At 66.4% G+C, this 25,042-nt stretch carries 23 protein-coding genes; 17 read left to right on the top strand and 6 right to left on the bottom strand.

Annotation, left to right across the window (positions count from 1 at the left end; genetic code table 11):
- Window positions 1-108: 108 nt before the first annotated feature.
- Together nspC and LOY33_RS13690 are read left to right on the top strand one after the other, a co-directional pair.
- Complete coding sequence (gene nspC, locus LOY33_RS13695; RefSeq protein ID WP_043861418.1) at window positions 109-1,206, top strand: carboxynorspermidine decarboxylase; 1,098 nt, start codon at window positions 109-111, stop codon at window positions 1,204-1,206.
- A gap of 26 nt (window positions 1,207-1,232) precedes the next feature.
- Window positions 1,233-2,468 carry a saccharopine dehydrogenase family protein gene (locus LOY33_RS13690; protein WP_043861369.1) on the top strand — a complete coding sequence of 412 codons (1,236 nt, stop codon included), beginning with the start codon at window positions 1,233-1,235 and terminating at the stop codon, window positions 2,466-2,468.
- Between the two features lie 145 nt (window positions 2,469-2,613).
- Here the strand turns inward: LOY33_RS13690 and LOY33_RS13685 are convergent, their stop codons facing one another.
- Window positions 2,614-4,332: an amidase gene (locus LOY33_RS13685; RefSeq protein WP_258658754.1), complete on the bottom strand. Its 1,719-nt coding sequence runs from the start codon at window positions 4,330-4,332 to the stop codon at window positions 2,614-2,616.
- A gap of 217 nt (window positions 4,333-4,549) precedes the next feature.
- Here LOY33_RS13685 and LOY33_RS13680 point away from each other — a divergent pair, with 217 nt between their 5' ends.
- From LOY33_RS13680 to LOY33_RS13645, 8 genes are all read left to right on the top strand, one after another.
- Window positions 4,550-5,893, top strand: coding sequence for a GntP family permease (locus LOY33_RS13680; RefSeq protein ID WP_258658752.1), 1,344 nt, complete (start codon window positions 4,550-4,552; stop codon window positions 5,891-5,893).
- 37 nt (window positions 5,894-5,930) lie between these two features.
- Window positions 5,931-7,283 (top strand): D-serine ammonia-lyase, encoded by a 1,353-nt coding sequence (locus LOY33_RS13675; protein WP_100632810.1) that lies wholly within the window; start codon window positions 5,931-5,933, stop codon window positions 7,281-7,283.
- A 14-nt stretch (window positions 7,284-7,297) separates the two neighbouring features.
- Window positions 7,298-8,236, top strand: a complete 939-nt coding sequence (gene dsdC, locus LOY33_RS13670) for a DNA-binding transcriptional regulator DsdC (RefSeq protein WP_054914605.1) — start codon at window positions 7,298-7,300, stop codon at window positions 8,234-8,236.
- Window positions 8,237-8,273: 37 nt separating this feature from the next.
- Window positions 8,274-8,771: a VOC family protein gene (locus LOY33_RS13665; protein WP_116054269.1), complete on the top strand. Its 498-nt coding sequence runs from the start codon at window positions 8,274-8,276 to the stop codon at window positions 8,769-8,771.
- A gap of 161 nt (window positions 8,772-8,932) precedes the next feature.
- Window positions 8,933-9,649: an AzlC family ABC transporter permease gene (locus LOY33_RS13660; RefSeq protein ID WP_043861363.1), complete on the top strand. Its 717-nt coding sequence runs from the start codon at window positions 8,933-8,935 to the stop codon at window positions 9,647-9,649.
- On the top strand, window positions 9,639-9,947 hold the full coding sequence (locus tag LOY33_RS13655; RefSeq protein WP_043861362.1) for an AzlD domain-containing protein: 309 nt from the start codon (window positions 9,639-9,641) through the stop codon (window positions 9,945-9,947). The genes LOY33_RS13660 and LOY33_RS13655 overlap by 11 nt, the downstream gene beginning before the upstream one ends.
- 125 nt (window positions 9,948-10,072) lie before the next feature.
- Complete coding sequence (locus LOY33_RS13650; RefSeq protein ID WP_258658732.1) at window positions 10,073-11,047, top strand: quinone oxidoreductase; 975 nt, start codon at window positions 10,073-10,075, stop codon at window positions 11,045-11,047.
- A gap of 27 nt (window positions 11,048-11,074) precedes the next feature.
- Window positions 11,075-12,013 carry a LysR family transcriptional regulator gene (locus tag LOY33_RS13645; protein ID WP_258658729.1) on the top strand — a complete coding sequence of 313 codons (939 nt, stop codon included), beginning with the start codon at window positions 11,075-11,077 and terminating at the stop codon, window positions 12,011-12,013.
- Window positions 12,014-12,016: 3 nt separating this feature from the next.
- Here LOY33_RS13645 and LOY33_RS13640 read toward each other — a convergent pair whose 3' ends face one another.
- Window positions 12,017-13,498, bottom strand: coding sequence for a PucR family transcriptional regulator ligand-binding domain-containing protein (locus LOY33_RS13640; RefSeq protein WP_116054263.1), 1,482 nt, complete (start codon window positions 13,496-13,498; stop codon window positions 12,017-12,019).
- Between the two features lie 176 nt (window positions 13,499-13,674).
- On the opposite strand from LOY33_RS13640, the gene LOY33_RS13635 reads away from it, so the two are divergent.
- The 4 genes from LOY33_RS13635 (at window position 13,675) to LOY33_RS13620 (ending at window position 17,465) form a co-directional block, all read left to right on the top strand.
- Entirely contained in the window at window positions 13,675-14,706 is a 1,032-nt protein-coding gene (locus tag LOY33_RS13635) for an ABC transporter substrate-binding protein (RefSeq protein WP_043861358.1), read from the top strand.
- The gene (locus tag LOY33_RS13630) at window positions 14,703-16,109 is read left to right on the top strand and encodes an FAD-binding oxidoreductase (RefSeq protein WP_116054257.1); all 1,407 of its coding nucleotides are present in this window, start codon (window positions 14,703-14,705) and stop codon (window positions 16,107-16,109) included. Before LOY33_RS13635 ends, LOY33_RS13630 begins: the two co-directional genes overlap by 4 nt.
- A 9-nt stretch (window positions 16,110-16,118) precedes the next feature.
- Window positions 16,119-16,466 (top strand): cupin domain-containing protein, encoded by a 348-nt coding sequence (locus LOY33_RS13625; RefSeq protein WP_043861356.1) that lies wholly within the window; start codon window positions 16,119-16,121, stop codon window positions 16,464-16,466.
- Window positions 16,467-16,571: 105 nt separating this feature from the next.
- On the top strand, window positions 16,572-17,465 hold the full coding sequence (locus tag LOY33_RS13620) for an AraC family transcriptional regulator (RefSeq protein ID WP_054914598.1): 894 nt from the start codon (window positions 16,572-16,574) through the stop codon (window positions 17,463-17,465).
- A gap of 65 nt (window positions 17,466-17,530) precedes the next feature.
- On the opposite strand, the gene LOY33_RS13615 is transcribed toward LOY33_RS13620, so the two are convergent.
- Window positions 17,531-18,241: a hypothetical protein gene (locus tag LOY33_RS13615; RefSeq protein WP_078480350.1), complete on the bottom strand. Its 711-nt coding sequence runs from the start codon at window positions 18,239-18,241 to the stop codon at window positions 17,531-17,533.
- A 44-nt stretch (window positions 18,242-18,285) separates the two neighbouring features.
- Window positions 18,286-18,828 carry an RNA 2',3'-cyclic phosphodiesterase gene (gene thpR, locus LOY33_RS13610; RefSeq protein ID WP_258658722.1) on the bottom strand — a complete coding sequence of 181 codons (543 nt, stop codon included), beginning with the start codon at window positions 18,826-18,828 and terminating at the stop codon, window positions 18,286-18,288.
- Between the two features lie 125 nt (window positions 18,829-18,953).
- Here thpR and LOY33_RS13605 point away from each other — a divergent pair, with 125 nt between their 5' ends.
- Entirely contained in the window at window positions 18,954-19,976 is a 1,023-nt protein-coding gene (locus LOY33_RS13605) for a hypothetical protein (protein ID WP_123752565.1), read from the top strand.
- A 9-nt stretch (window positions 19,977-19,985) separates the two neighbouring features.
- Here the strand turns inward: LOY33_RS13605 and LOY33_RS13600 are convergent, their stop codons facing one another.
- On the bottom strand, window positions 19,986-21,059 hold the full coding sequence (locus LOY33_RS13600; protein ID WP_043861352.1) for an NAD(P)-dependent alcohol dehydrogenase: 1,074 nt from the start codon (window positions 21,057-21,059) through the stop codon (window positions 19,986-19,988).
- A gap of 319 nt (window positions 21,060-21,378) precedes the next feature.
- On the opposite strand from LOY33_RS13600, the gene LOY33_RS13595 reads away from it, so the two are divergent.
- The gene (locus tag LOY33_RS13595; protein WP_043861351.1) at window positions 21,379-21,708 is read left to right on the top strand and encodes a hypothetical protein; all 330 of its coding nucleotides are present in this window, start codon (window positions 21,379-21,381) and stop codon (window positions 21,706-21,708) included.
- A gap of 34 nt (window positions 21,709-21,742) precedes the next feature.
- Complete coding sequence (locus LOY33_RS13590; RefSeq protein ID WP_148071521.1) at window positions 21,743-23,365, top strand: ankyrin repeat domain-containing protein; 1,623 nt, start codon at window positions 21,743-21,745, stop codon at window positions 23,363-23,365.
- A 67-nt stretch (window positions 23,366-23,432) separates the two neighbouring features.
- Here the strand turns inward: LOY33_RS13590 and LOY33_RS13585 are convergent, their stop codons facing one another.
- Window positions 23,433-25,019, bottom strand: coding sequence for an aldehyde dehydrogenase (NADP(+)) (locus tag LOY33_RS13585; protein ID WP_258658716.1), 1,587 nt, complete (start codon window positions 25,017-25,019; stop codon window positions 23,433-23,435).
- Between the last annotated feature and the right edge of the window lie 23 nt (window positions 25,020-25,042).

Below are 25,042 nucleotides of genomic sequence, written 5' to 3'. Positions count from 1 at the left end.
ACCCGAAAAATCCGCGTCGGGCAAAAATCACTTCCGAGCTTTCGATTCCCGTGCAGTGAAGGCACAATGCGTGTCCTTTTTTTGGCCGGCCTTGCCGGGGGCCTCGAAATGATCAAGACGCCGTACTACCTCATCGACAAAACCAAGCTGCTGCACAACATGCAGAAGATCGCCTATGTGCGCGAACAGTCCGGGGCCAAGGCCCTGCTGGCGCTCAAGTGCTTCGCCACCTGGTCGGTGTTCGACCTGATGCAGCAGTACATGGACGGCACCACCTCGTCCTCGCTCTACGAGCTCAAGCTCGGCCGCCAGAAGTTCGAAGGCGAGACCCACGCCTACAGCGTGGCCTGGGCCGACGATGAAATCGACGAGATGATCGAGAACTGCGACAAGATCATCTTCAACTCCATTGGCCAGCTGCAGCGCTATGCCCAGGCCACCGAAGGCAAGGTGCGCGGCCTGCGCGTCAACCCGCAGGTGAGCAGCTCGGACTACCTGCTGGCCGACCCGGCGCGCCCGTTCAGCCGCCTGGGCGAATGGGACCCGGTCAAGATCGATGCGGTCATGTCGCAGATCTCCGGCTTCATGTTCCACAACAACTGCGAGAACGGCGATTTCGGCCTGTTCGACCAGATGCTCAACACCATCGAAGAGCGCTTCGGCGAGCTGCTGCACAAGGTCGAGTGGGTGAGCCTGGGCGGCGGTATCCACTTCACCGGCGAAGACTATGCACTGGATGCATTCTGCGCGCGCCTGAAGGCGTTCTCGCAGAAGTACGGCGTGCAGGTGTACCTGGAGCCGGGCGAAGCGGCGATCACCCAGAGCGCTTCGCTGGAAGTGACCGTGCTCGACACCCTGTACAACGGCAAGCACCTGGCCGTGGTCGACAGCTCCATCGAGGCGCACATGCTCGACCTGCTGATCTATCGCCTCAACGCCAAGCTGGCGCCCAGCGAGGGTGAGCACACCTACATGGTATGCGGCAAATCCTGCCTGGCCGGGGATATCTTCGGCGAGTATCAATTCGATCGTCCGCTGGCCATCGGCGATCGGCTGTCGTTCATCGACGCGGCAGGCTACACCATGGTCAAGAAAAACTGGTTCAACGGTTTGAAGATGCCATCCATCGTAGTGAAACAACTTGACGGTACTGTCGAGGTGGTTCGCGAATTTGGTTTTGACGACTACCTGTCCAGCCTCTCGTAAGCTGGCGGAAAGGAGAGATAAAGAAATTGAAGAAAAACGTTCTTATCATTGGTGCAGGAGGTGTCGCCAAGGTGGTGGCCCACAAGTGCGCGCAGCACAACGACGAACTCGGTCGTATTGCCATCGCGTCACGCAACATCTCCAAATGCCAGGCCATCATCGACAGCGTCAAGGCCAAGGGTAGCCTGAAGGTACCCGCCGACATCACGGCCTTTTCGCTCAATGCTCTGGATGTCGAGGCGACCAAGGCGCTGATCCGCGAAACCGAATCGCAGATCGTGATCAACGTCGGTTCCGCCTTCCTCAACATGTCGGTGCTGCGTGCCTGCATCGATACCGGCGTGGCCTACCTGGACACCGCCATTCACGAAGAACCGGGCAAGATCTGCGAGACGCCGCCCTGGTATGGCAACTACGAGTGGAAGCACCTCGAGGAATGCCAGCAGAAGAACATCACCGCCATTCTTGGCGTGGGCTTCGACCCGGGTGTGGTCAATGCCTATGCAGCACTGGCGCAACAACAGTATTTCGACCGCATTGATTCGATCGACATTCTCGACGTCAATGCCGGCTCCCATGGCAAGTATTTCGCCACCAATTTCGACCCGGAAATCAATTTCCGTGAATTCACCGGACAGGTGTGGAGCTGGCAGAACAGCCAGTGGACCAGCAACACCATGTTCGAAGTCAAGCGTACCGACGACCTGCCGGTGGTGGGTTCGCAGAACCTGTACCTGACCGGCCATGACGAAGTGCACTCGCTGTCCAAGAACCTCGACGTGCCGAACGTGCGTTTCTGGATGAGCTTCGGCGAGCACTACATCAATGTGTTCACCGTACTGAAGAACCTGGGCCTGCTGTCCGAGCAACCGGTGAAGACCGCCGAGGGCCTGGAAGTGGTGCCGCTCAAGGTGGTCAAGGCCGTGCTGCCGGATCCGTCTTCGCTGGCGCCGGGCTACACCGGCAAGACCTGCATTGGCGACCTGGTCAAGGGCACCAAGGACGGCCAGCCACGCGAAGTGTTCATCTACAACGTGGCTGATCACGAAGAGGCCTATGCCGAGACCGACAGCCAGGGCATCTCCTACACCGCGGGCGTGCCGCCGGTGGCGGCGGCCCTGCTGGTGGCCCGTGGCGAGTGGGACGTGCAGCGCATGGCCAACGTCGAGGAACTGCCGGCCGAGCCGTTCCTGAAGGCGTTGGACGTGATGGGCCTGCCGACCCGCATCAAGGACGAGAACGGCGATCGTCCCTGGAACTGATGGGTTCAGGCTGACAAAAAAAGGGGGGCGCCGTGATGGCGTCCCCCTTTTTTGTGTTGTGCCCTTCGCCAGCAAGGCTGGCTCCTACAGACCTACCAAACCCGTAGGAGCCAGCGTTGCTGGCGAAGAGGCCAGACCAATCAACTCAAGATAAACGGCCACCCACCAGCATCGGGGTTCGCGGCGGTATCAAGCGCTTTGAACCCGTAGCCTCGAACGCCGAGGCCAGGCGCAGCAACGCCGAGTCATCATACGCCCGCCCGGCAAAGGTCAGCCCCACCGGCATGCCGATGTCCGCCATCACCCCCATCGGCACCGTCACCGTCGGCACCCCAAGGTGACGGATCGCCAGGTTGCCGTTGGCCACCCACACCCCGTTGCTCCAGGCAATATCCGCCGAGGCCGGGTTCACATCGGCATCGGCCGGGGCCACATCGGCCACCGTCGGGAACAGCACCGCATCCAGCCCCAGCCTGTCCATCCAGTCTTCCAGGTCGATGCGCCGCGTCTGCTCCAGCCCGCGCAGGCCATCGGGCAGGGTAGCGATCTGGTCCCACGGCGTGATGCCGCGCTCGGCCATGCGCACATACTCGTCCATGCCCGCCGCCAGGTCGCCCTCGCGGTTGGGCAGGGTGCCGGGGTCGTGGGGGAAGATCTTCGGCCCGTCCACGTCCACCAGGCGGTTGAGCTGCGGGTCGCCGTTGGCCTGCAGGAAGTCGTCGAAGGCCCAGGCCGTCAGGTCCCACAGTTCATGGTGCAGGAATGCCTTGGACACCAGGCCGCGATTGAACACGGTGGGCGCACCTGGGCGGTCGCCCTCGCAGTTCGATACCAGCGGGAAATCCACTTCGAGCACCTCGGCGCCGGCCGCTTCCAGTGCCTTGCGCGCCGCCTCCCACAGTGCGATCACCGAAGGCCGCGTGTTGATGCGCTGGCCGGTCGGGCCGCCGATGCCGGGGCTGTCCGAGGTGCCGGCATCCGGGTCCTTGTTGATGTACATGCGCGGGATGCCGAAGCGCTTGCCGGCCAGCGCTGCGCTGTCCGCCGCCAGTTGCGGGTAGGCGGCGGGGCGCACCGAGGCCACGCTGGGGATCGGCACCCAGGGCTGCAGGCGCCACAGGTCGCCACGGGTGTCGGGGTCTTCGGCCACCACCACGTCGAGCACTTCGAGCAGGTCGGCCATGGTGCGGGCGAAGGGCACCACCACGTCCATGGTCGGCGTCAGCGGCCAGTTGCCGCGCACCGAGATCACCCCGCGCGAAGGGGTGTAGGCGCACAGGCCATTGTTGGAGGCCGGGCCGCGGCCGCTGGACCAGGTTTCCTCGGCCAGGCCGAACGCGGCGAAGCTGGCCGCCGTGGCCGTGCCCGCGCCGTTGGACGAGCCCGAGGCGAAGGGTGCGGTGAGGTAGGCGGCGTTGTACGGGCTTTCGGCCCGGCCATACACGCCGCGCTGCATGCCGCCGTTGGCCATGGGCGGCATGTTGGTCTTGCCCAGGCAGATCGCCCCGGCGCCGCGCAGGCGCTCGATGGTGAAGGCGTCGCGGTAGGCCACCAGGTTGGCGAAGGCCGGGCTGCCGGAGGCGGCAGTCATGCCCTTGACCAGGTAACTGTCCTTGGCGGTGTAGGGGATGCCGTCGAGCGGGCCTAGGGGCTTGCCCTGGGCACGACGCTCGTCGGATGCCTGGGCTTCGCTCAGGGCTTCGGGGTTGCGCACCACCACCGCATTGAGCGCGGTGGGCGTGTCTGCGCCGTCGTAGGCATCGATGCGGGCGAGGTAGGCCTTCACCAGCTCGACCGAGGTGGTCTGGCCCGATTCGAGGGCGGCGCGCAGCTGCGCAATGGAAACTTCGGTGACTTCGATCATGCGGTGGTTACCAGCGGCCAAAGGGGTCATGAGTGATGGCGGGAATCATAGCGGTTTAAGGTTCAGGTGTCCGCCCGGCGAGGGCCCTGGCAGATGACCTCAGATCACCTGTGCGCTGAAAAACCATCCTTTGTAAAGGCCTGCCTGCGTGCCGCCTAATCGCCTCCGACCGCGCCCTGCGCGGCAATCGCTCACTAAAACAAATAAAGGCGAAGTCATGCACGAAGACGCAGGTTTGTTACTGATATTGATGGCGGCCATCGGCCTGATCGTGGTGCTGGTGGTCAGGTTTCGGGTGCACTCGTTCCTGGCCCTGATGCTGGCCAGTTTTGTGGTGGGCGCCGGGGCCGGCATGCCGCTGCCGGCCATCGCCGATTCGTTCGAGAAGGGCATGGGCGGCACCCTGGGTTTTCTTGCGGCGGTGATCGGCCTGGGCAGCATCCTGGGCAAACTGCTGGAGGTGTCGGGCGGCGCCGAACGCATTGCGCGCTCGCTGCTCGACGCCCTGGGTGAACAGCGCACGGCGTGGGCCATGATGCTGGTGGGCTTCGTGGTGGGCATACCGGTGTTTTTCGAAGTCGGTTTCGTGTTGCTGATACCACTGATCTACGTGGTGGCCCGCCAGACCCGGCTCAACATCCTCTACGTCGGCCTGCCACTGGCCGTATCGCTGATGACCGTGCACTGCATGCTGCCGCCGCACCCGGCGGCAATGGCCATCACCCAGTTGCTGGGGGGCGACGTGGGCAAGGTGATCCTGTACGGGCTGATCGTCGGCCTGCCGACCGCGGTGATTGCCGGCCCGGTATGGGCCACGCTGGTGTGCCCGCGGCACGCCGCGCCCGACGCGCAGACCGCGGCAGAGCCTGCCGCCACGCCAGCCGCTGGCCAGTCGATGCCGGGCCTGGGCCTGACCCTGCTGGTGATTCTGCTGCCGCTGCTGCTGATGGTGGGCAAGACCCTGGCCAGCATGACCCTGGCGACCGAGGCCGGGCTGTACCGGCTGATGATGTTCCTCGGCAACCCGCTCACTGCCCTGGCCATCGCGGTGTGCTTCGCCTACTGGGCGCTGGGCCTGCGCCGTGGCCTGGGCATGGCCCGGTTGCAGGCGCTGACTGCCGGCTCCTTCACCCCGCTGGCCAGTATCCTGTTGATCATCGGTGCCGGCGGTGCCTTCAATGGCGTACTGATCGACAGCGGGGTCGGCAAGGTGCTGGCCAGCACCCTGTCGCAGTGGGACCTGAACCCGATCCTGCTGGCCTGGTTCGTCGCCGGGCTGATGCACCTGGCGGTCGGCTCGGCCACCGTGGCAATGGTCAGCGCCGCCGGCATGGTGCTGCCGCTGCTGGACGCGATGCCGGGGCAGAACCGCGAGATCGTGATCATTGCCATTGGCGCCGGCGCGATTGGCTGGACTACCGTCACCGACTCGGCGTTCTGGGTGGTCAAGGAATACCTGGGCGTGTCGCTGGGCGAGGCGCTCAAAAAATTCACCGCCGCGACACTGCTGGCTTCGGTCGTGGCCCTGGGCATGACCCTGCTGCTGTCGCACTGGGTATGAGCCTGCCCGTACTACCGTCACTTTTCTGGAGAACCGCATGATTCACGACAAGACCCTGGACCAGTGGCAGCACAGCCACCCCTTGATCGCCGACCTGGTGCGCCTGCAACCGACCACCTGGTTCAACCCGGGCCTGGCCCCGACAGCGCAGGCGCTGGGCGACGTGCCGCTGACCCTGGCCGATGTGGACGACGCCAGCGCGCGGCTGGAACGTTTTGCCAGCTACATTGCCTCGGCCTTCCCGCAGACGGCGGTGAGCAAGGGCATCATCGAGTCGCCCCTGCTGCCGTTGGCGCAGGTGCAGGCCGCGCTGTGCGCCGAAGCGCAGGTACCCGTGCAGGGCGCGCTGTGGCTCAAGGCCGACAACCTGCTGCCGATCTCCGGCTCGATCAAGGCGCGTGGCGGTATCTACGAGGTGCTCAAGCACGCCGAAGACCTCGCATTGGCGGCGGGCATCCTGCAGCCTGGGGATGACTACGCGAGCCTCGACAGCGACCGCGCGCGGGCATTTTTCGGCCAGTACAGCGTGGCGGTCGGCTCCACCGGCAACCTGGGCCTGTCCATCGGCATCATGAGTGCGCGCCTGGGCTTCAAGGCCAGCGTGCACATGTCGGCCGACGCCCGGCAGTGGAAGAAGGACCGCCTGCGCAGTTGCGGGGTGGAGGTGATCGAGTATGCGTCCGACTACAGCGTGGCGGTGGAGCAGGGGCGCCAGCAGGCCGAGGCCGACCCGCGCTGCCATTTCGTCGATGACGAGAACTCCATCAACCTGTTCCTCGGCTACGCGGTGGCGGCGCGTCGCCTGCAACGCCAGCTCGAGGCGGCGGGCATCAGGGTGGATGCCGAGCACCCGCTGTTCGTCTACCTGCCATGCGGCGTTGGTGGCGGCCCTGGCGGGGTGGCATTCGGTCTGAAGCAGATCTTCGCCGACGCGGTGCACTGCGTGTTCGCCGAGCCGACCCATTCGCCCTGCATGCTGCTGGGGGTGTACACCGGGCTGCACGAGCAGGTCAGCGTGTACGACTTCGGCATCGACAACCGCACCGCCGCCGACGGCCTGGCGGTGGGGCGCCCGTCCGGGTTTGTCGGGCGCTCCATGCAGCGCCTGATCGACGGCTATTACACCGTTACCGACGAGCAGCTGTATCGGCAACTGGCGCAACTCGAAGCCATCGAGGGTCATCGCCTGGAACCCTCGGCGCTGGCCGGGCTGCCGGGGTTCCTGCGGGTGACCGGGGAACGGCAGGGCTATCGCCAGCGCCTGGGCCTGAGCGCGCAGCGCCTGGCCAATGCCACGCACCTGGTGTGGGGCACCGGCGGCAGCATGGTGCCGGACGATGAAATGCAGGCGTACCTGGCGCAGGGCCGTACACTGCTGGCCGGACACTAGCGGAACCTGCCCCGATGCTGAACCTGCCCCCGCGTTTGAGCGCACGCCTGAACAGCTCGCAATTTGCCAACCTGCACACCTTTCTGGTGGCGGCGCGGCACCTGAGCTTTGCCCAGGCAGCCGAGGAGCTGTGCCTGACCCCCAGTGCGGTGAGCCACCGTATCGCCCGCCTGGAGCAGGCCCTGGCGCTGCGCCTGTTCGAGCGGCTGACCCGGCGCATACGCCTGACAGCCGAGGGCGAGCGGGTGTTCGCGATACTGCAGGGGGTGATGGAGCAGCTGGGCGATGCCCTGGAGCCATCGCCCGAGGCCGAGCTGCGCGGGGCGGTGGCGTTGTACGCGCGCCCGTCCGCAGCGCAATGCTGGCTGGTGCCGCGCCTGGCCGACTTCCACCAGCGCTACCCGAACATCGCGCTGGACGTGCGGGTGGGCAACGATGCGGTCGACTTTCGCACGCACAACATCGACCTGGCGCTGCTGTACGCCAATGGCGAGTTTCCCGGCCTGGTCAGCCATGCGCTGATGAGCGAGACCATCGCCCCGGTGTGCAGCCCGCGCTATGCCGAGCTGCACCAGCTGTTCGACAACCCCGCCAATCTGCGCCAGTGCACCTTGCTGCACGATGCACTGGCCTGGGAGAACGCGGTGTTCGATGCCGAGTGGCAACTGTGGGCTGGCCAGCAGGGGCTGCTGGACGCCTTGCCGCAGCGCGGCCTGACCTTCGATCGGTCGGACCTGTGCGTGACGGCGGCCATCCACCACGCCGGTATCGCCATCGGCCGCCAGCGCCTGGTGCAGGCGCGTATCGACCAGGGCGAGCTGGTGCTGCCGTTCGGCGGGTTTTCCCAGCCGGGGCGCTATGACTACTTTCTGGTTCACCCGCCGCGCGACCCGTTGCCCCGGCGGGTGCAGGTACTGATCGACTGGCTCAAGGGTTGCGCTGCGGGCGACTAGACTGCAGAGGTCTGTCGCTTTTCTGTGGAGAACCACGATGAACAGCAAGAACACGATCTGCCTCTGGTACGACGGCGCGGCGCTGGAGGCTGCCACCTTTTACGCCAGCATCTTTCCCGACAGCGCGGTGGGCGCCGTGCACCGTGCCCCCGGCGACTTCCCTGCCGGCAAGCAGGGCGATGTGCTGACCGTGGAATTCACGGTCATGGGCATCCCGTGCCTGGGCCTCAATGGCGGCTCGGCCTTCCATCACAGCGAGGCGTTCTCGTTCCAGGTGGCCACCGACGACCAGGCCGAGACCGACCGCCTGTGGCAGGCGATCATCGGCAACGGCGGCCAGGCCAGCGTGTGCGGCTGGTGCAAGGACAAGTGGGGGCTGTCGTGGCAGATCACCCCGCGCGCGCTGACCGCCGCGATCAGCCACCCCGACCCGGCTGCGGCCAAGCGTGCCTTCGACGCGATGATGCAGATGGACAAGATAGACATCGCTGCCATCGAGGCCGCCTTGCGACCCAAGGCACCGACGCGAGAGTAAATTCGCCGACAACTGCACAACAGGCTTTGTGACGCGCGTGTGTGCGGGCATAGTAGCGCCCGCACGCCAGCGCGCGCGTGCGTCACTATAAAACGAGCGGTTCGGCATGCGCCCCTTCGGGCCGGTGCATGACAAGATCGCCACACGAAGGAGGCTGTGCCTTGTCAACCGTAGAGAAGCATCTATCCAGGCTTGCGTGGAGCGACGTCTGGGCTGGCTTCAAGCAACTCTTGCCGATTTCCCTGTTCGTCGTGGTGTTCGGTGTGGCCTTCGGCCTCGCTGCAGCCCAGACCGGGCTGGGGGACGCGGCGACCCTGCTGATGAGCGCACTGGTGTTCGCCGGCGCCTCGCAGTTCGCCGCGCTGGAACTGTGGGGCGAGCAGGTACCGCTGGTGCCGCTGATTATCACCGTGTTCGCCATCAATGCCCGTCACCTGCTGATGGGCGCCACGCTGTACCCCTGGCTGCGCGAGCTGCCCACTGCCCGGCGCTACGGCGTGATGCTGGTGGTGTCCGACGCCAACTGGGCGATGGCCATGCAGGCATTGAACGCCGGCAAGCCGGGCCTGGGCCTGGTGCTGGGCGGCGGTATCGCGCTGTGGTCGGCGTGGTGCCTGGGCAGTTGGCTGGGGCTGCATTTCGGCAATGCGATCCACGACCCGGTCAGCCTGGGCCTGGACATGGTGATGGGCTGCTTTCTGCTGGCGATGGTGCTGGGCGGGCACAAGAGCCTGCGCATGCTGATGATCTGGATCGTGGCGGCCGGTTCGTCGCTGCTGGCCTACTGGTACCTGCCGGAGAACAGCCACGTGGTGGTGGGCGCGCTGGCGGGCGGCATTCTGGGTGTGGTGTGGATGGAGAACAAGCATGAACGTTGAAACTGCAGGCGCCGGCACGCTGCTGCTGGTGGTGATCATGGGCCTGGTGACCCTGGCCACCCGTTGGGGGGGTGTGTTCGTGATGTCGTTCGTGCCCATCAACTACCGCGTGCAGCAGTTCATCAGCGCGATGTCCGGCTCGGTGCTGGTGGCGGTGCTGACGCCGTTGGCGGTGAACGGCGACAACGGCGCACGCCTGGCGCTGCTGAGCACGGCGGTGGTGATGCTGCTGGTGAAAAAGCCGCTGCCGGCGATTGCGGCAGGCATTGTGGCAGCGGCGCTGGTGCGGGCGCTGTAGGGGGCCGAAGGGCACCTGGCATTGCTGCATCAGGTGCACATATGTTCGGCAGCGGCGCTGTATTGTCGTTTACGGGTGCGCTAATTAGCCTTTGCAGACCTTCAACCACTGCAAGAGGCAACATCATGGTGACTTCAATCACGCTCCAGGCGGTAGGCGCCCCCGAGGTGATGCAGCTTCAGGCCGGCGCCGTGCAAGCGCCAGGCCCGGGCCAGGTGTGGCTTGAACAGGCCGCGATCGGCGTCAACCCGCTGGACATCAACCAGCGCAAGGGCACCGTGCCGATTGCCTTGCCGTCCGCGCTGGGCCTGGAAGGTGCCGGCACCGTGCGGGCGCTGGGGGCGGGCGTGACCGAGGTGGCCGTGGGCGACCGTGTGGCCTATGCCACCGGGCCGCTGGGTGGCTATGCCAGTGCACGCCTGTACCCGGCCGAGCGCCTGGTCAGGCTGCCCGCTGCCGTGTCGTTCGAAGACGCGGCTGCCGTGCTGTTCAAGGGCATCACCGCCCAGTACCTGCTCAAGGCGAGCTACCCGGTAGGCCCCGGCACGCGTGTGCTGATCTACGGTGCGGCGGGGGCGCTAGGGCAGATCATGGTGCCGTGGGCCAGGCACCTGGGCGCCCATGTGATTGGTGTGGTGTCCAGGGCGCAAAGCGTCGAGCGCGCCAAGGCGGCCGGCTGCAATGCGGTGCTGGTGTTCGACGCAGCCACGTTGGCGGCCCAGGTGAGCGAGCTGACCCAGGGCCACAAGGTCGATGTGGTCTACGACTCGGTCGGCCGGGTGAGCTGGGAGGCGTCGCTGGACAGCCTGCGCCCGCGCGGCACGCTGGTGTCGTTCGGCGCCACCAGCGGCGTGCCCCCTGCGGTCGAGGTGGGCACGCTGAACGCCAAGGGCTCGCTGTTCCTCACCCGGCCGTCACTGGCGGCACATACCGCCAGCCCCCAGGAGTACCAGCAGCGCGCGCAGGATGTGCTGGATGCACTGGCGGCGGGTATCATCCAGCCGCACATATGGCAACGCTACCCCCTGGCCGACGTGGCCAGCGCCCATGCTGCCATCGAGCAAGGCCGGTCCCAGGGGGCGGTCGTGCTGATCCCCTGACCGACGCGCACGAGGCCGACCTCACCGATGGACCCTTTCGACAGCCGTCAGGCCGATGAATTTGCCACCTTGCTGGCGCTGCACGAGCACGGCTCGTTCGCTGCCGCCGGCCGGGTGCTGCAACGCCATGCCTCGGTGCTGTCCAAGCGCCTGGCGGCTCTGGAGCAGCGCCTGGGTATCCGCCTGGTGGAGCGAACCACCCGGCAACTGCGCTTCACCGACGAGGGCACGCGGCTGGTGGAGCGCCTGCAGCATGCCGCCAGCCTGATCAGCACGGCCGAACTCGAGGCCTGCAACGGTGCGGCGCAGGTGCGCGGGCGGCTACGCGTGGCGCTGCCGGGGGCGATGGGCCGGCGCTGGCTGAGCCCGCTGGTGGCCGGGTTTTCCCTGGCCTACCCCGAGGTGACCGTCGACGTCGACTATGCCGACCGCTTCGTCGATATCGTGGGCGAAGGCTTCGACGTGGCGGTGCGCGTCGGCGAGCTGGCCGACAACCGGCTGGTGGCGCGCAAGCTGTGCGAGCACACGCGCATCCTGTGCGCTTCGCCGGCCTACCTTCATCGTCACGGCGCACCGCAACGGCCATCCGACCTGGCCGGGCACAATTGCCTGGGCTTCAGCGGCTTGCGTTCGTTCCCCGACTGGCGCCTGAACGGGCAGGGCGGGCAGCAGACGGTGCGGGTGCAGGGCAGCCTGATCAGCAATGACAATGAAGCACTGCTGGTGGCAGCGCGCAGCGGCGTGGGGATTCTGGCCGGTGGCGACTGGATGATGCACCAGGACCTGGCCGAGGGGCGCCTGGTGCGCGTGCTGCCCCAGTGGCAGCTGGACTCGGCGTCGGGCATCTACCTGATGCGGCCTTCGGCGCGCTTCACCACGGCCACTACCCTGGCGTTCAAGCACTGGATGGAGGCGGCCTTCGCCAAGGGGGCGCCATGGCAGCGCGCTGGGGCGTCTGCCGCATAGCACTCAGGCCAGCCCCGCCATGCGCGCCGCGCGCAAGGCGAACCACAGCGTGGCCACGTCCTCGGTACTGTCCAGCGAGCGGCCGGTGATCTCTTCGATGCGGCGCATGCGGTACACCAGCGTCTGCTTGTGCACGTGCAGCTGCGCGGCCGCCGCCAGCCACGAGCGGTTGTGTTGCAGAAACACCTGCAGGGTGTGCAGCAGCTGGGTGTTCTGCTGGCTGTCGTAGTCGGCCAGCGGGCCCAGTACGTTGCGGAAAGTACGTTCGGCTTCATCCAGGCTCTGCGCCAGCCACGGTACGCTGGCGCCGGCCTGGGCGTAGGTCACCAGCGGTTGCGCGGCGCTGGTGTGGGCCAGTGCCAGGCGCGCCTCGCGCAGCGCCTCGACACTGCGCCCGGCGTGGCCCAGCGGGTTGCTCACCCCCAGCGGCGCCTGCAGTTGCGCCTGCAGCTGCGGGATGCTTTCGGCGGCGCCGAGCACGATCAGGTCATCGCCCTGAACCCGAATCAGCACGCGACGACCCTGGCGTTGCAGGGCTTCGTCGCAGGCCGCCGGTGACACCCCGGCGGCGCGGCCGAGCAGCAGGCAGGCCTGTTCGGCGCCGATGTCGAAGGCGGCCAGGCGCTGTTGTGCCTGATGCGCCGGCAGACGCTGCTGCAACAGGTCGTCCAGCAGCTCGGAGCCCAGGCGCAGGTTGCGCTCGTTGTCGACCCGCAGGCGCTCCAGCTCGATGCCCAGCACCGCCACCACATGGTGCAACAGGCCGTAGTCGAGCAGCCCGTCACCTTCGGCCACCAGCAGGCAGTCGGCCTGGGACGGCAGCGCCATCACCAGCAGCTCGCCCGCCTCCAGCGCGTGGCGCTGCACCACCGGCCGGTTGCCCGAGGTGTCGCGCTGGCGGGCCGCCAGCCATTGGCGCTGGCTTGTCGGCAGGCCGCCCAGTGCGTCGCGCCAGGGCGCGAGCGACGCGGCGTCGAGCAGGGTCAGGCGCGCCTGCACGTCCTTTTCCAGGCGCTTGAGCAGTGCGCCCAGGCCCAGCCCCTGAATGCTCATGCGGGCACTTTCGTAGACCCGGGTGATGGCATTGCGGCGCGCCTGCTCCTCCTGCTGGCCGGCATCGACGATGGCCCGCGTGACGGCGGCGAAGGGCACGCCGTAGTGGGTGAACATCACCGCAAAGTCCAGGGCGTCGGCCCGCTCCATCAAGGCCTCGAGGTTGGCCGGGGCCTGCATGTTCTCGCCGATCATCATGCCCGCCAGGCCAGCGGCCGCGAGGTTTTCCACGTACGCGCGCTGGGCATCGGCATCGGCGGGTATGCCGATGCCGGTGGTCATCAGCAGGTCGGCGTCGCCCAGCCATTCGCTGGGGTCGGCCAGTTCGCACACGTGGGCCCAGCGTACCGGCTTGCCCAGCCCTCCGGCACCGCTGATGACGCGGGTGCGCAGTTCGGGCAGGGCGATGATGTCGCTGACAGACAGGGCCATGGGGCAGCTTCCGGGGCAGGGTGACGGCCAGTGTAACCGGGCATGGCACGCCTTTGAACGGCTTTGTACGAACGTATGAAGGTGCGCGGCTGAATCTTGTTTGCGTCTGATTGTGGCGACCCGGCTGCGGCTCGACACTTGGCCTACTGAGCCATCCCGACCCGGAGAACATAACAATGCACAAGAATCTGGCCTTTTCGCTCACCCTGATCGCTGCCGCTGCGTGCAGCACATCGGCGCTGGCCGACCTCACCGTGGTGTCCCACGGCGGGGCCAACAAGGCCGCACAGGTGGCGGCCTTCTATGACACCTACCAGGCACAGACCGGCACCCGCATCGTGGCCGGCGAGTTCAATGGCGAGATGGCCAAGGTCAAGGTGATGGTCGATACCGGCAGCGTCTCGTGGGACGTGGTCGAGATGGAGATGCCCGAGCTGGCACGCGCCTGTGAAGAAGGCCTGCTCGAAGAGTTCGCCCCGGACCCGGCCGTGGCCGCGCAACTGCTGCCCGGTGCGGTACAGCCGTGCGGCGTGGGCTTTTTCGTGTGGTCGACGGTGATCGCCTACAACGCCGACAAGCTCAAGGTGGCCCCCACCAGCTGGGACGACTTCTGGAACCTGGAGAAATTCCCCGGCAAGCGCGGGCTGCGCAAGGGCGCCATGTATACCCTGGAATTCGCCCTGCTGGCCGATGGCGTGCCAGCGGCCGATGTCTACACCCTGCTGGCCACCCGTGAAGGCCAGGACCGCGCCTTCGCCAAGCTCGACCAGATCAAGTCGAGCATCCAGTGGTGGGAGGCCGGCGCCCAGCCGCCGCAATACCTGGCCTCGGGCGACGTGGTGATGAGCTCGGCCTACAGCGGCCGGATCAGCGCGGTGCAGAGCCAGACCCCGCTGCGCATCGTGTGGAATGGCGGCATCTATGACATGGACGCCTGGGCCATCCCGCGTGGGGCCAAGAAGCGCGACGAAGCACTGAAGTTCATCAACCACACCCTCAAGGCCGAGCAGCAGAAGGGCTACGCCGAACAGATCGCCTACGGGCCGGTCAACCGCGAGGCCCTGGGCCTGCTGAGCGAGCAGCGGGTCAGCGAGCTGCCCACCGGCAGCCCCAACCTGCAAGGCCAGTTGCCGATGAACGCAAGCTTCTGGGCCGACCACGGCGAACTGCTCGAACAGCGCTTCAACGCTTGGGCGGCACGCTCATGAAACTGACCCCCAGCGCACCGCTCAAACGCAGCTACTGGCTGGAAAGCGCCGAGCCCAGCCTCAAACCCGGCCCGGCGCTGCAGGGTGAGCACGACGCCGATGTGGTGATCGTCGGTGGCGGCTTCGTCGGCCTGTGGACCGCCCTGACCCTCAAGGAACATGAGCCGGATATCCGTGTGATGGTGCTGGAACAGGACGTGTGCGGCGGGGGCGCCTCGGGGCGCAACGGCGGCTTCGTGATGTCGTGGTGGCCCAAGGTCGGCACCCTGGCGAGCTTCTGCACCCGGGAGCAGGCGCTGTTTCTGGGGCACAGCGCCGAGCGCGCGATCAGCGAGCTGGGCGAGTTCTGCCAGCAGCACCAGATCGACGCGCACTTTCGCCAGAAGGGCTGGTTGTGGACGGCCACCAGCCCCGCGCACATCGACACCTGGAACGCCACGCTGGCCGCCTGTGCCCGCCTTGGGGTGACGCCGTTCGAGCGGGTTCCGGCTGCCGAGGTGGCGCGCCGTTGTGGCTCGAAGGTGCACCTGGCCGGCGTGTTCGAACGCAGCAACGCCACCGTGCAACCCGGCGCCCTGGTGCGCGGCATGCGGCGGGTGGCGCTGGAGGCGGGGGTGGTGATTGCCGAGGGTACCGCGGTCAGCGATATCCAGCCCGGCACACCGGTGCAGGTGCTGACCCCGCAGGCGCGCATCCGTGCCGGCTCGGTGGTGCTGGCCACCAATGCCTGGGCGGCTGCCTTGCCGCAACTGGCGCGCCTGATCACCCCGGTCAACAGTTCCATCGTGCTCACCGAGCCGGTGGCGACCCGCCTGGAACAGATGGGCTGGACCGGCGCCGAGTCGATCACCGATTCGCAACTGATGGTCGACTACTACCGCACCACCGTGGATGGCCGTATCGCCTTCGGCAAGGGCACCGGGGCGATAGCCTACGGCGGCAGGATCGGGCCGGTGTTCAGCCACGACCCGGGCAGCATCGCGCTGACCGAGGCCGACCTGCGCCGTACCTACCCGATGCTCGATGACGTGCGCATCACCCATACCTGGTCGGGGCCCATCGACCGCACCTACGACAGCCTGCCGACCTTCGGCGGCCTGGGCGAGCAGGGCAACATCCACTACGGCATCGGCTGGAGCGGCAACGGCGTGGGCCCCAGCCGCCTGGGCGGGCGCATCCTGGCCAGCCTGGCCCTGGGGCGCAAGGATGCCTGGAGCACCTGTGCACTGGTGGGGCGCAACTGCAAGGCCTTCCCGCCGGAGCCGCTGCGTTATGTGGGCGGTTCGCTGGTGCGCAACGCCGTGATACGCAAGGAGCGCGCCGAAATGGCCGGCCACACCGCCGGCCGTCTCGACTGCATGCTGGCCCGCCTGGCCCCGGCCGGGCTTGAAGACAAATCCTGAGGACTGCACATGAACCCTGTACTGATTCACCTTGAAGACGACACGGCCTTCGGCCCCAGCGCGGCAGTCGGCGCCCCCCTGGGCGAACCGGTGGCCATGGCGCGTACCGCGTTGCACCAGGAGCTGGCCGGGCAGGGCGCCAGCACCGGCTTGTGGGAATGCACGCCGGGGCGCTTCCGGCGCCAGGTGGTGCAGGCCGAGTACAGCTATATCATCAGCGGCGAGGGCAGCTTCACCCCCGAGGGTGGCGAACCGATCCCGTTCGGTGCCGGCGATGCGCTGTACTTTGCCGCCAACAGCCAGGGCACCTGGGACGTGCGCCAGACGGTACGCAAGACCTACCTGATCCTGGGTTAATGCTCCGATAGTCATGCCTGATCCTCCGGGATCGGGCGTGCGGTAGTGGCGGTGGGCAGCGAATCTGCGATGATGCGCGTGTCTGATCCTCTGATGCGGTACCCCATGCAGCTCACCTGCCACGCCGATGCCAATGCCACGCTTTGCGCCCTGATCCAACCCCTTGCCACCCGCCCGGGCCCGGTCGACACCCACTTGCCGCAGGTGCAGGTGTTGTCCTGGAGCCACTACGTGGCGAGCAGCCCGCAGATCTACGAACCGAGCCTGATGATCCTGGCCCAGGGCAGCAAACTGGCCCGGCTGGGGCCGCGCACCCTGGAATATGGGGCTGGCCACTACCTGGTGCAGGCACTGTCGGTGCCGTTCATGTGCGAAACCTTCGCCACCGAAGATGAACCCCTGCTGGGCGTGTCGGTGGCGATCGACCGCACGGTGCTGAGCGAGCTGGTGCAGAGCATGGGGTTGGGGGCTGGCCAGGTGGTGGCGGCGCAGACGCCCGAGTCCATGACATCAGCGGCGCTGGATGCGCCGATGCGCGAGAGCGTGGAGCGGCTGCTGCGTTGCCTGCACGACCCGCTGGAAAGCCGGGTGATGGGGGCGGCGCGGGTGCGCGAGGTATTGTACGTAGCCTTGCGTGGGCCGCAGGCCGGGGTGCTGCGGGCGCTGGTGGAGCAGCAGGGGCATTTTGCGCGCATCGCTGCAGCCCTCAGCCATTTGCGCGAGCATTACGCCGAGCCGTTGAGCGTGGAGGCGTTGGCGGGGCGGGCGAACATGAGTACCTCGACGTTTCATGAGCACTTCAAGCGCTGCACGTTGCTGTCGCCGATCCAGTACCTCAAGCGGTTGCGTTTGCTCAAGGCGCAGCAGATGTTGATAGGCGAGGGGTTGGGTGTGGCGCAGGTGGCGCATCGGGTGGGGTATCAGAGCACGTCGCAGTTCAGCCGCGAGTACAAGCGGCATTTCGAACGCAGCCCGGGGCGGGAGCAGGCTTATCTCTAGGGAGGCGAGCGCGTTGCGCTCGTTCGCCGGCAAGGCCGGCTCCTACAATAGAGGTGGGCCACCCCTCATTCGGTGTAGTAGTAGCTCTTCAGGAACCGGAACTCATGCGCCTGCGCCTCGCACCACTGGGCAAACCCCACCGCCCGATCACCCGCCTGATACTGCGCCCAGGCCTCGAGCATTTCACGCAGGCTGCATACTTCACCATCAATGTAACTGCGGGTCGTCTCGGCCTCGATCAGCCGCGCCAGCGCACTGGCACGCGCAAGCTTCGTCGCCGCAACGGTAATGTCACCCAGAAACACCGACTCATGCAGGTGATGAACCATGAAATCAACCTCGCCCAGCTCATCCAGCGCCAACTGCCGCAATGCCACCTGATCCTGCGGGTCGTGCGCCAGTGCCGCCTGGAGCCACGCCGACTCGCCCGTCAGCTTGCCCATCCAGCGATAAGGCTCGGCCAGCGCCGGGCCCTCGTCGCACCAGGCTCGCAGCACCTGCCTGAGGTAGCGGGTCAAGGCATGCGACAACAACTGGTGCGCACCACTGTTGCTGAAGGCAAGGTCGGCAATCTCGCAGACAATCGCCCGCTGCTGGCCCACCTCCCGCTGACGCGCACCGTCGAGAAACTCGTCCAGCGCCTTGAGCGCCGGCTTTTTCAGGCCCTGTTCGCGCAGCAGGCAATACCGCGAGAAACCGGCAAAGCCTTCACGGGAGGCATAGACCTCGCCAATGCGCCTGAGGCCTTCGAAATTGTCCTTGTTCCAGTAATACATGCTCTTCCTTGCCAGTCAGCGCCGACACCACGGTCGGCAGGGGTTCACGCCAGCGGCCACTGCGCTATCGGCTTGTAGCGGCCGCCACTGGACTCGAACAACACGAAATCGTCGATGTTCAATCTGAACGCCGGTGGCTCCGGCGTCTCCGGTACATCACCCGGGTAGTCGCGCACCAGCGTCAGGTGCGCACGAAACTCACGCACGCTGTCTTCCACGCCCAGCGGCAGCAACGCCTGCTGCAGGGCATACACCCATTGACGCAAGGCCACCGGCGTCTGCGCGGGCTCCAGCACCAGTGCATCGGCGCGGTGCCATGCGACCAGCCGGTCCAGCTCCAGGCGCAGCGGGCCTTCGGGGCGCGGCACCGCCGCCATGGCGTCGCACAGCGCAGGCAGGCGCGAGACGCCGACTTCCCCAAGGAACATCAGCGTCAGGTGAAAATTGGCCGCAGGCACCGGACGACCACGGGTGATCCCCAGTGTGCTGCGCCATTTGCCGATGGCCCGGCATTGCTGCTCGGTACAGGGCAGGGCGATGAACAGGCGCTTGAACGGCTCGCCCGGGGTTCGCAGTTCACCTCGCATGGAAGCTCCCTTGAATGTGTGCAGGTGCCGACAGGGTACCGAGCAGCGCCGACCAAGGCCAGCCGTGGTTCCCGCGCCGCTCGCTATACTCCAGGCAAGCGCTTCACTGCACCGGGGGGCCGACCTTGAACCAGCGCATCCTGCTCGCCCTGTGCACCCTTGCACTGTTGCTGGCCATCGGCGGTTGCGCCCGGTCCCGGCCGACACCAGCGCCGCAACCCCCGGTGGTGCTGTCCCAGGCCGCCTGGCAACGTGTCGACTGGGACATCATCGACGCCTCCGAGGGCGCCAGCCGTTCCGCCCAGGACTATGCGCGACGCTCCATGAAGGTATGGAAAGACGCGGTGCACGCGCGCACCGAGGCGGACTTCATTCCGTGGTTCACCGGTTACTGGACCCAGCAGTGGCTGACCCTCAAGGTGGCCTGGTACAAGGTCAGCAAGAACCAGCAGACCGCGCCCGGCGAGGACCGCCTGGCGCTCTACCTGCAGGAGCAGTACCGCGAACGGGTGCTGGAGCCGGTGGCCAGGGAAATCAACCCGCAGCTGATCCGCGAGCGCGCCACCCAACTGTACGTGCAACTGCTCGGCCAGCAGCTGCAAGGTATCGGCCAGCGCTACCGCGCCGCCCCCGACCAGTTCGCCCTGCACCTGAACCGCATTCCCGCCATCGCCCTCGGCCCGCCGGCCGCACGCGACGCCTCGGTGCATCAGCTGATCACGGCCCAGCCACTGCTGAGCCTGCCGGCCTACCTGGCGTTGAACGAGCAGATCCAGAAGGCTGCGGTGGCGGCAGGCCAGGCGCCGTCCGACACGGGCCTGTCGTCGGTGGCCAAGCGCGCCAGCGCCCAGCTCGAAGCAACGCTGGTGCCGCGCGGCGCGGCCAGCGCGGTGGCGGCTGCGGTGGGCAAGGCGGTGGGGGCGCTGATCTCGGTGGCCTCGGCGGGCATCGGCGCGATGATGCACGAAAGCGAGCGCCCGGCCATGGTCGAGCAGCTGCGGGTGATCCTCAATGTGGCGCTCAACGAGGAATGGCAGGGCCTGATGCAGAACCCCGTCACCGGGGTGATGGCGGGGGTCAATGCGCTGTCGGGGCAGATCCGCGACAGCCTGGTGCTCAGCAGCGGCTTGCCGGCGATGCAGCCCTGATGGCGGTGCTTATGGAGTGATCGCGACTTTCATCACGCCGTCGCGCTGGTGCGCGAACAGTTCGTAGGCCGCCTCGATGTCGTCGAGCTTGTAGCGGTGGGTCACCAGCGGCTTGAGGTCGACGCTACCGCTGGCCACCACCTCCATCAGGCGGCGCATGCGCTCCTTGCCGCCGGGGCACAGGGTGCTGACGATGCTGTAGTCACCAAGCCCGGCGCCAAAGGCCGACAGCGGGATTGTCAGGTCCGAGGAATACACCCCCAGGCTCGACAGCGTGCCGCCCGGGCGCAGGATGCGCAGCGCCGACTCGAAGGTCGACTGGGTGCCCAGCGCCTCGATGCTCACGTCTACGCCACGGCCGTGGGTGAGGGCCATGATCTGGTCCACCACGTTGCCCTGCTTGAAGTCCACCACATGGGTGGCGCCCAGCTGGCGGGCTACCGAAAGACGCGCGGGCACGGTGTCGACGCCGATGATGGTGGTGGCGCCCATCAGCTTGGCCCCGGCCACCGCGCACAGGCCGATCGGCCCCAGGGCGAACACTGCCACCGTGTCGCCGATACGCACGCCGCCGCGCTCGGCCCCGGAGAACCCGGTAGACATGATGTCGGGGCACATCAGTACCTGTTCGTCACTCAGCCCGTCCGGGATCGGCGAGAGGTTGGCCATGGCGTCCGGCACCAGCACGTATTCGGCCTGGCAGCCGTCGATGGTGTTGCCGAACTTCCAGCCGCCGGCCGGTTTGAAACCGTGCGGCGTGCCGGGGCCGTCCTGGGACGAACAGCCACACAGGCAGGCATAGCTGTGGCCGCTGGGGGTGATGGCGCCGGCGATGACGCGCTGGCCCTCGGTGAAGCCCTTAACCTGGGCGCCGAGCTTTTCGATGATGCCGACCGGTTCATGGCCGATGGTCAGGCCCTTTTCCACCGGGTACTCGCCGCGCAGGATATGCACGTCGGTGCCGCACAGGGTGGTGGTGGTGATGCGGATCAGGGCGTCCGAGGGGCCGACCTCGGGGATCGGTTTTTCATCGAGCACGATGCGGTTCTTTTCGACAAAGATTGCAGCTTTCATGCGGGCCATGGTCGTTTCTCCTCAAGGGGGTACACGCGCAACTTCATGGGGCAGGGTGCACCTGCACGGGCGGCGGGCTGTTGATCCGGGTCAAGCTGATGAGCATAGGCCATGGCGGGGCTCATCTGCGTAGCAAACAAATCACCGGGTTCCCAGGCTATTTTCATCATCTTTTGTTTTAAAACAGATAGTTAGGTAAATAATCTAAAGTTGTTTATGAAGTGAACTTAAATTGTAGGACAGGGTCATAGGTTGCTCATGCTGGCAGGTTGATATGAAAGTGCCAGCGTGCAACCCACAAGACAGATACGTGCTAAGGACTCGGTTAATGAAAATCATCAAGACGCTGGTGCTCACCTCGCTGTTCGCCGCCCTGGCCGGCTGCGGCAGCGATGCCATCGAAGGCAAGTTCAACGTGCAGGCCAGCGTGATGGGCTTCAAGAGCAACGTGGGTACCGCAGAGCTGGACGAGGACTACATCACCCTGCTGGGCGACAAGTACGAGATCGACGAGTGGAAGCGTGACGGTGACACCGTCGTCGCCCGCGACAAGAACGGCACCGCGGTGATGAACGCGCGCGTCGAAGACAACGGCAACCGCCTGGTGGTGCTGGACGGCGGTGAGCTGGTCAGCATGACCCTGACCCGCATCAAGTAACTCCCCACGCCACATTCAACTCCAAGGACGTTCTGTGAAAAAAGTACTGGCTGTATCAGGCATTGCCGCGTTGCTGGCTGGCTGCGGGTCGAGTTACCAGTGGGACGAGGTCACCACCTCCAAGGGCAGCAAGGGCAAGCCCACTGCCATCTATGTGGACAAGAAGACCAAGGAGCCGGTGTCCGGCACCATCATCTGGAAGGAAGGCGACACGCTGATCTCCGAGTTCAAGGTCAAGAACGGCAAGGTCCAGGGCGACTGGGTTACCCACAATGCCGACGGCTCGGTGGCCATCGAGGCGCAACTCGATGACGGCCAGCTGACCGGCACCACGACCGTGTATTGCAGCGGCGGCGAGAAAAAGCCGCAGCAGCGCATCGTCATCGCCGGCAAGAAGCAGACCGAGAGCCAGTTCGACTGCGCCAGCGGCCTGCAGACCCGCGAAGAGGTCACGGTGCACGAAGAGGGCAGCAAGCAGAACGGTCGCACCCTGGCCCAATCGGCCTGGCGCGTGGTCAATGGCGAGCAGGTGCCGGCCGTGGTCGCCAACTATGACAAGGACGGCAGCGGCCAGCTCGATGGCGTGCAGGAAACCTTCTACCCGACCGGCCAGGTGCAGGAGCGCAAGCACTACAACCAGGGCAAGCTGGAGGGCCTGCAGGAGGAGTTCGTGCTGCTCGACGACGGCACCTACCGTCTGCGTAAGGTCACTGCCTACAAGGATGGCCAGCGCGATGGCGATTCGATCCAGTACTTCGCCTCGCCCGACTGGCCGGAAAAGACCGTCGAAAAACGCGAAACCTACGCGGCGGGGCAGGACACCGGCAAGACCGTGATCTACCGCGAGCTGGATGTACAGGTGCTGGTGCCGTACCAGGACGTGCCGCCCAACCACTACAAGCTCAAGGAAGCGCTGGCCGGCAAGTCTACCCGTGACGGCTACGTGGCCGATGTGGAGTCGCTCAAGTACCTGCTGCAGGCCTCTGACATCGACCTGAACAAGCCGCTGGTCGCCGAAGCCGAGCTGCCGGTCCACTATGTGGCCGAGAATGCCTACGACATGCTGGTGAGCCTGGGCGCCGACCCGCTCAAGACCACCGCAGAGGGCAATACCCGGTTGATGATGTGCCTGAAGAACGCGTGGCGCGATTGCTCGGACGCGCACTTCGACCAGCTGCTGGCCTTGTCCAATGCCAAGACGGCCAACCTGTTCGGCAACACGCCGCTGCACGAGCTGTGCAAGAGCAACAGCCTGACCAAGGAGCGCCCGGAACTGGGCCAGCGCCTGATCGCCAGCCAGGACATCAACGCGGTGAACTACGCGGGCCAGACTGCCTTGCACTACTGCATCACGCAGCGTGACAAGACCGTGGCCAATGCGCTGATCGCGGCCGGTGCCGATCTGGACAAGGCGGACTATTCGGGCGTTACCCCGGTGCAACTGGTGTTCCTGCGCGACCCGCGCCTGGGCCGTCAGAAGCAGGTGAGCTGGGACGCGGCGCGTATCCAGTACGTGGGCGGGCTGCTGGGCAAGTCCACGTTCAACTTCGAAGCGCCGTTCCCGGGCTTCGACAAGAGCCTGAAGCAGCTGATGATCGAAGCCAGCGATGCGCAGAGCGCAATGCTGGTTGACAGCCTGGCTGCCAACAAGGGTTGACCCCAGTCGCCGGGAAGGCTGGCCCCTGCAGGTGCAGGAGCCGGCCTTGCCGGCGAAGGCGCCCGCATCAGGCGCCGACAGCCTCGCGGCTCATGACGCCATCGACCAGCCGCTGGATTCCCAGCGGATTGGCATTCTGCAACGCTTCGGGCAGCAGTGCATCGGGGTAGTTCTGCAAGCACACCGGGCGCAGGAACCGGTCGATCGCCAGTGAACCCACCGAGGTGCCCCGGGCATCGGACGTGGCCGGGTACGGCCCGCCATGCACCATCGCATCGCACACCTCGACCCCCGTCGGATAGCCATTGAGCAGAACCCGCCCGACCTTTTCCACCAGCAACTCACCCAGCCGGCGGTATTCGAGCAACTCGGCCTGCTCGCCGATCAGGGTGGCGGTCAGTTGTCCGCGCAGCCCTTGCAATGCCAGCGCCAGCTGCGCATCGTCCTCTACCTCGATAACGACGGTGGCTGGGCCGAACACTTCTTCCTGAAGCAAATCATCACCTTGCAGCAACAAGTTCACATCTGCCTTGAACAGCTGGGGTTGCGCCTGGCGCCCGTTCTGCGTGGCCCCTGCCAGGTGCGTGAGGCCAGGATGGCGGTGCAGGTGCTCCAGCCCCTTGGCATAACTGGCCAGTGCCCCGGCATTGAGCATGGTCTGTGCAGGTTGTTCGGCCATCTGTGCGACGAAGGCGTGCACAAAGTCACTGAACGCCGGCGAGCGCACGCCGATGATCAGGCCGGGGTTGGTGCAGAACTGCCCGCAGCCCAGGGTCACCGAACCGGTCAGCTCGCGGGCGATGGCCGCCCCACGCACCTGTAGCGCCTGTGGCAGCAGGATGACGGGGTTGATGCTCGACATCTCGGCGAACACCGGGATCGGCTGCGGGCGCTCGGCGGCCATTTTGCACAGGGCGTTGCCGCCCTTGAGCGAGCCGGTGAAGCCCACCGCCTGGATCGCCGGGTGGCGCACCAGCCATTCCCCCACGCCTGCGCCATAGATCATGTTGAATACCCCCGCCGGCATGCCGGTGCGCTGCGCAGCGCGCAGGATCGCATCGGCCACCCATTCGGCGGTGGCCATGTGCCCGCTGTGAGCCTTGAACACCACCGGGCAGCCGGCGGCCAGCGCCGAGGCGGTATCGCCGCCGGCCGTGGAGAAGGCCAGCGGAAAGTTGCTGGCGCCGAACACCGCCACCGGCCCCAGGCCGATGCGGTACTGGCGCAGGTCCGGGCGCGGCAGTGGCTGGCGCTCTGGCAGCGCGCGGTCGATGCGTGCCCCGTGGAAGTCGCCACGGCGCAGCACGTTGGCGAACAGGCGCAGCTGCCCGCTGGTGCGCCCGCGTTCGCCCTGGATGCGTGCAGCGGGCAGGGCGGTTTCGCGGCATACCGTGGCGATGAAGTCATCGCCCAGGCCGTCCAGCTCGTCGGCGATGGCATCGAGAAATTCGGCGCGCCGCGTCGCAGGCAGCGTACGGAACTGCGGGTAGGCGCTGGCGGCAGCCTTGGCGGCGGCGTCCACTTCTTCGGCAGTGGCCTGGATGAAGGTGCACGCCAGCGCTTCGCCGGTGCTCGCATCCAGGCTCTGCAGTACGGTGGTGCCGGCAGCGCTGCGCTGGCCGGCGATGTAGTTGTGGCCGAGAACAGAGGTCATTGCGGGGTCCTTGTCGGTTGAGG

Origin of the sequence: Pseudomonas sp. B21-036 (assembly GCF_024748925.1) — a bacterium.
GTDB classification, from domain to species: domain Bacteria; phylum Pseudomonadota; class Gammaproteobacteria; order Pseudomonadales; family Pseudomonadaceae; genus Aquipseudomonas; species Aquipseudomonas palmensis.
Note: the sequence above shows the minus strand (reverse complement) of the source record. Positions and strands in the feature narration are given on the sequence as shown.

Excerpts from the sequence above, each read along its gene's own strand:
- nspC (WP_043861418.1), top strand. The coding sequence starts at position 109 with ATGATCAAGACGCCGTACTACCTCATCGACAAAACCAAGCTGCTGCAC.
- LOY33_RS13685 (WP_258658754.1), bottom strand. The coding sequence starts at position 4,332 with ATGATCGAAGTCACCGAAGTTTCCATTGCGCAGCTGCGCGCCGCCCTC.
- LOY33_RS13680 (WP_258658752.1), top strand. The coding sequence starts at position 4,550 with ATGCACGAAGACGCAGGTTTGTTACTGATATTGATGGCGGCCATCGGC.
- LOY33_RS13675 (WP_100632810.1), top strand. The coding sequence starts at position 5,931 with ATGATTCACGACAAGACCCTGGACCAGTGGCAGCACAGCCACCCCTTG.
- dsdC (WP_054914605.1), top strand. The coding sequence starts at position 7,298 with ATGCTGAACCTGCCCCCGCGTTTGAGCGCACGCCTGAACAGCTCGCAA.
- LOY33_RS13665 (WP_116054269.1), top strand. The coding sequence starts at position 8,274 with ATGAACAGCAAGAACACGATCTGCCTCTGGTACGACGGCGCGGCGCTG.
- LOY33_RS13655 (WP_043861362.1), top strand. The coding sequence starts at position 9,639 with ATGAACGTTGAAACTGCAGGCGCCGGCACGCTGCTGCTGGTGGTGATC.
- LOY33_RS13650 (WP_258658732.1), top strand. The coding sequence starts at position 10,073 with ATGGTGACTTCAATCACGCTCCAGGCGGTAGGCGCCCCCGAGGTGATG.
- LOY33_RS13645 (WP_258658729.1), top strand. The coding sequence starts at position 11,075 with ATGGACCCTTTCGACAGCCGTCAGGCCGATGAATTTGCCACCTTGCTG.
- LOY33_RS13640 (WP_116054263.1), bottom strand. The coding sequence starts at position 13,498 with ATGGCCCTGTCTGTCAGCGACATCATCGCCCTGCCCGAACTGCGCACC.
- LOY33_RS13635 (WP_043861358.1), top strand. The coding sequence starts at position 13,675 with ATGCACAAGAATCTGGCCTTTTCGCTCACCCTGATCGCTGCCGCTGCG.
- LOY33_RS13630 (WP_116054257.1), top strand. The coding sequence starts at position 14,703 with ATGAAACTGACCCCCAGCGCACCGCTCAAACGCAGCTACTGGCTGGAA.
- LOY33_RS13625 (WP_043861356.1), top strand. The coding sequence starts at position 16,119 with ATGAACCCTGTACTGATTCACCTTGAAGACGACACGGCCTTCGGCCCC.
- LOY33_RS13620 (WP_054914598.1), top strand. The coding sequence starts at position 16,572 with ATGCAGCTCACCTGCCACGCCGATGCCAATGCCACGCTTTGCGCCCTG.
- LOY33_RS13615 (WP_078480350.1), bottom strand. The coding sequence starts at position 18,241 with ATGTATTACTGGAACAAGGACAATTTCGAAGGCCTCAGGCGCATTGGC.
- thpR (WP_258658722.1), bottom strand. The coding sequence starts at position 18,828 with ATGCGAGGTGAACTGCGAACCCCGGGCGAGCCGTTCAAGCGCCTGTTC.
- LOY33_RS13600 (WP_043861352.1), bottom strand. The coding sequence starts at position 21,059 with ATGGCCCGCATGAAAGCTGCAATCTTTGTCGAAAAGAACCGCATCGTG.
- LOY33_RS13595 (WP_043861351.1), top strand. The coding sequence starts at position 21,379 with ATGAAAATCATCAAGACGCTGGTGCTCACCTCGCTGTTCGCCGCCCTG.
- LOY33_RS13585 (WP_258658716.1), bottom strand. The coding sequence starts at position 25,019 with ATGACCTCTGTTCTCGGCCACAACTACATCGCCGGCCAGCGCAGCGCT.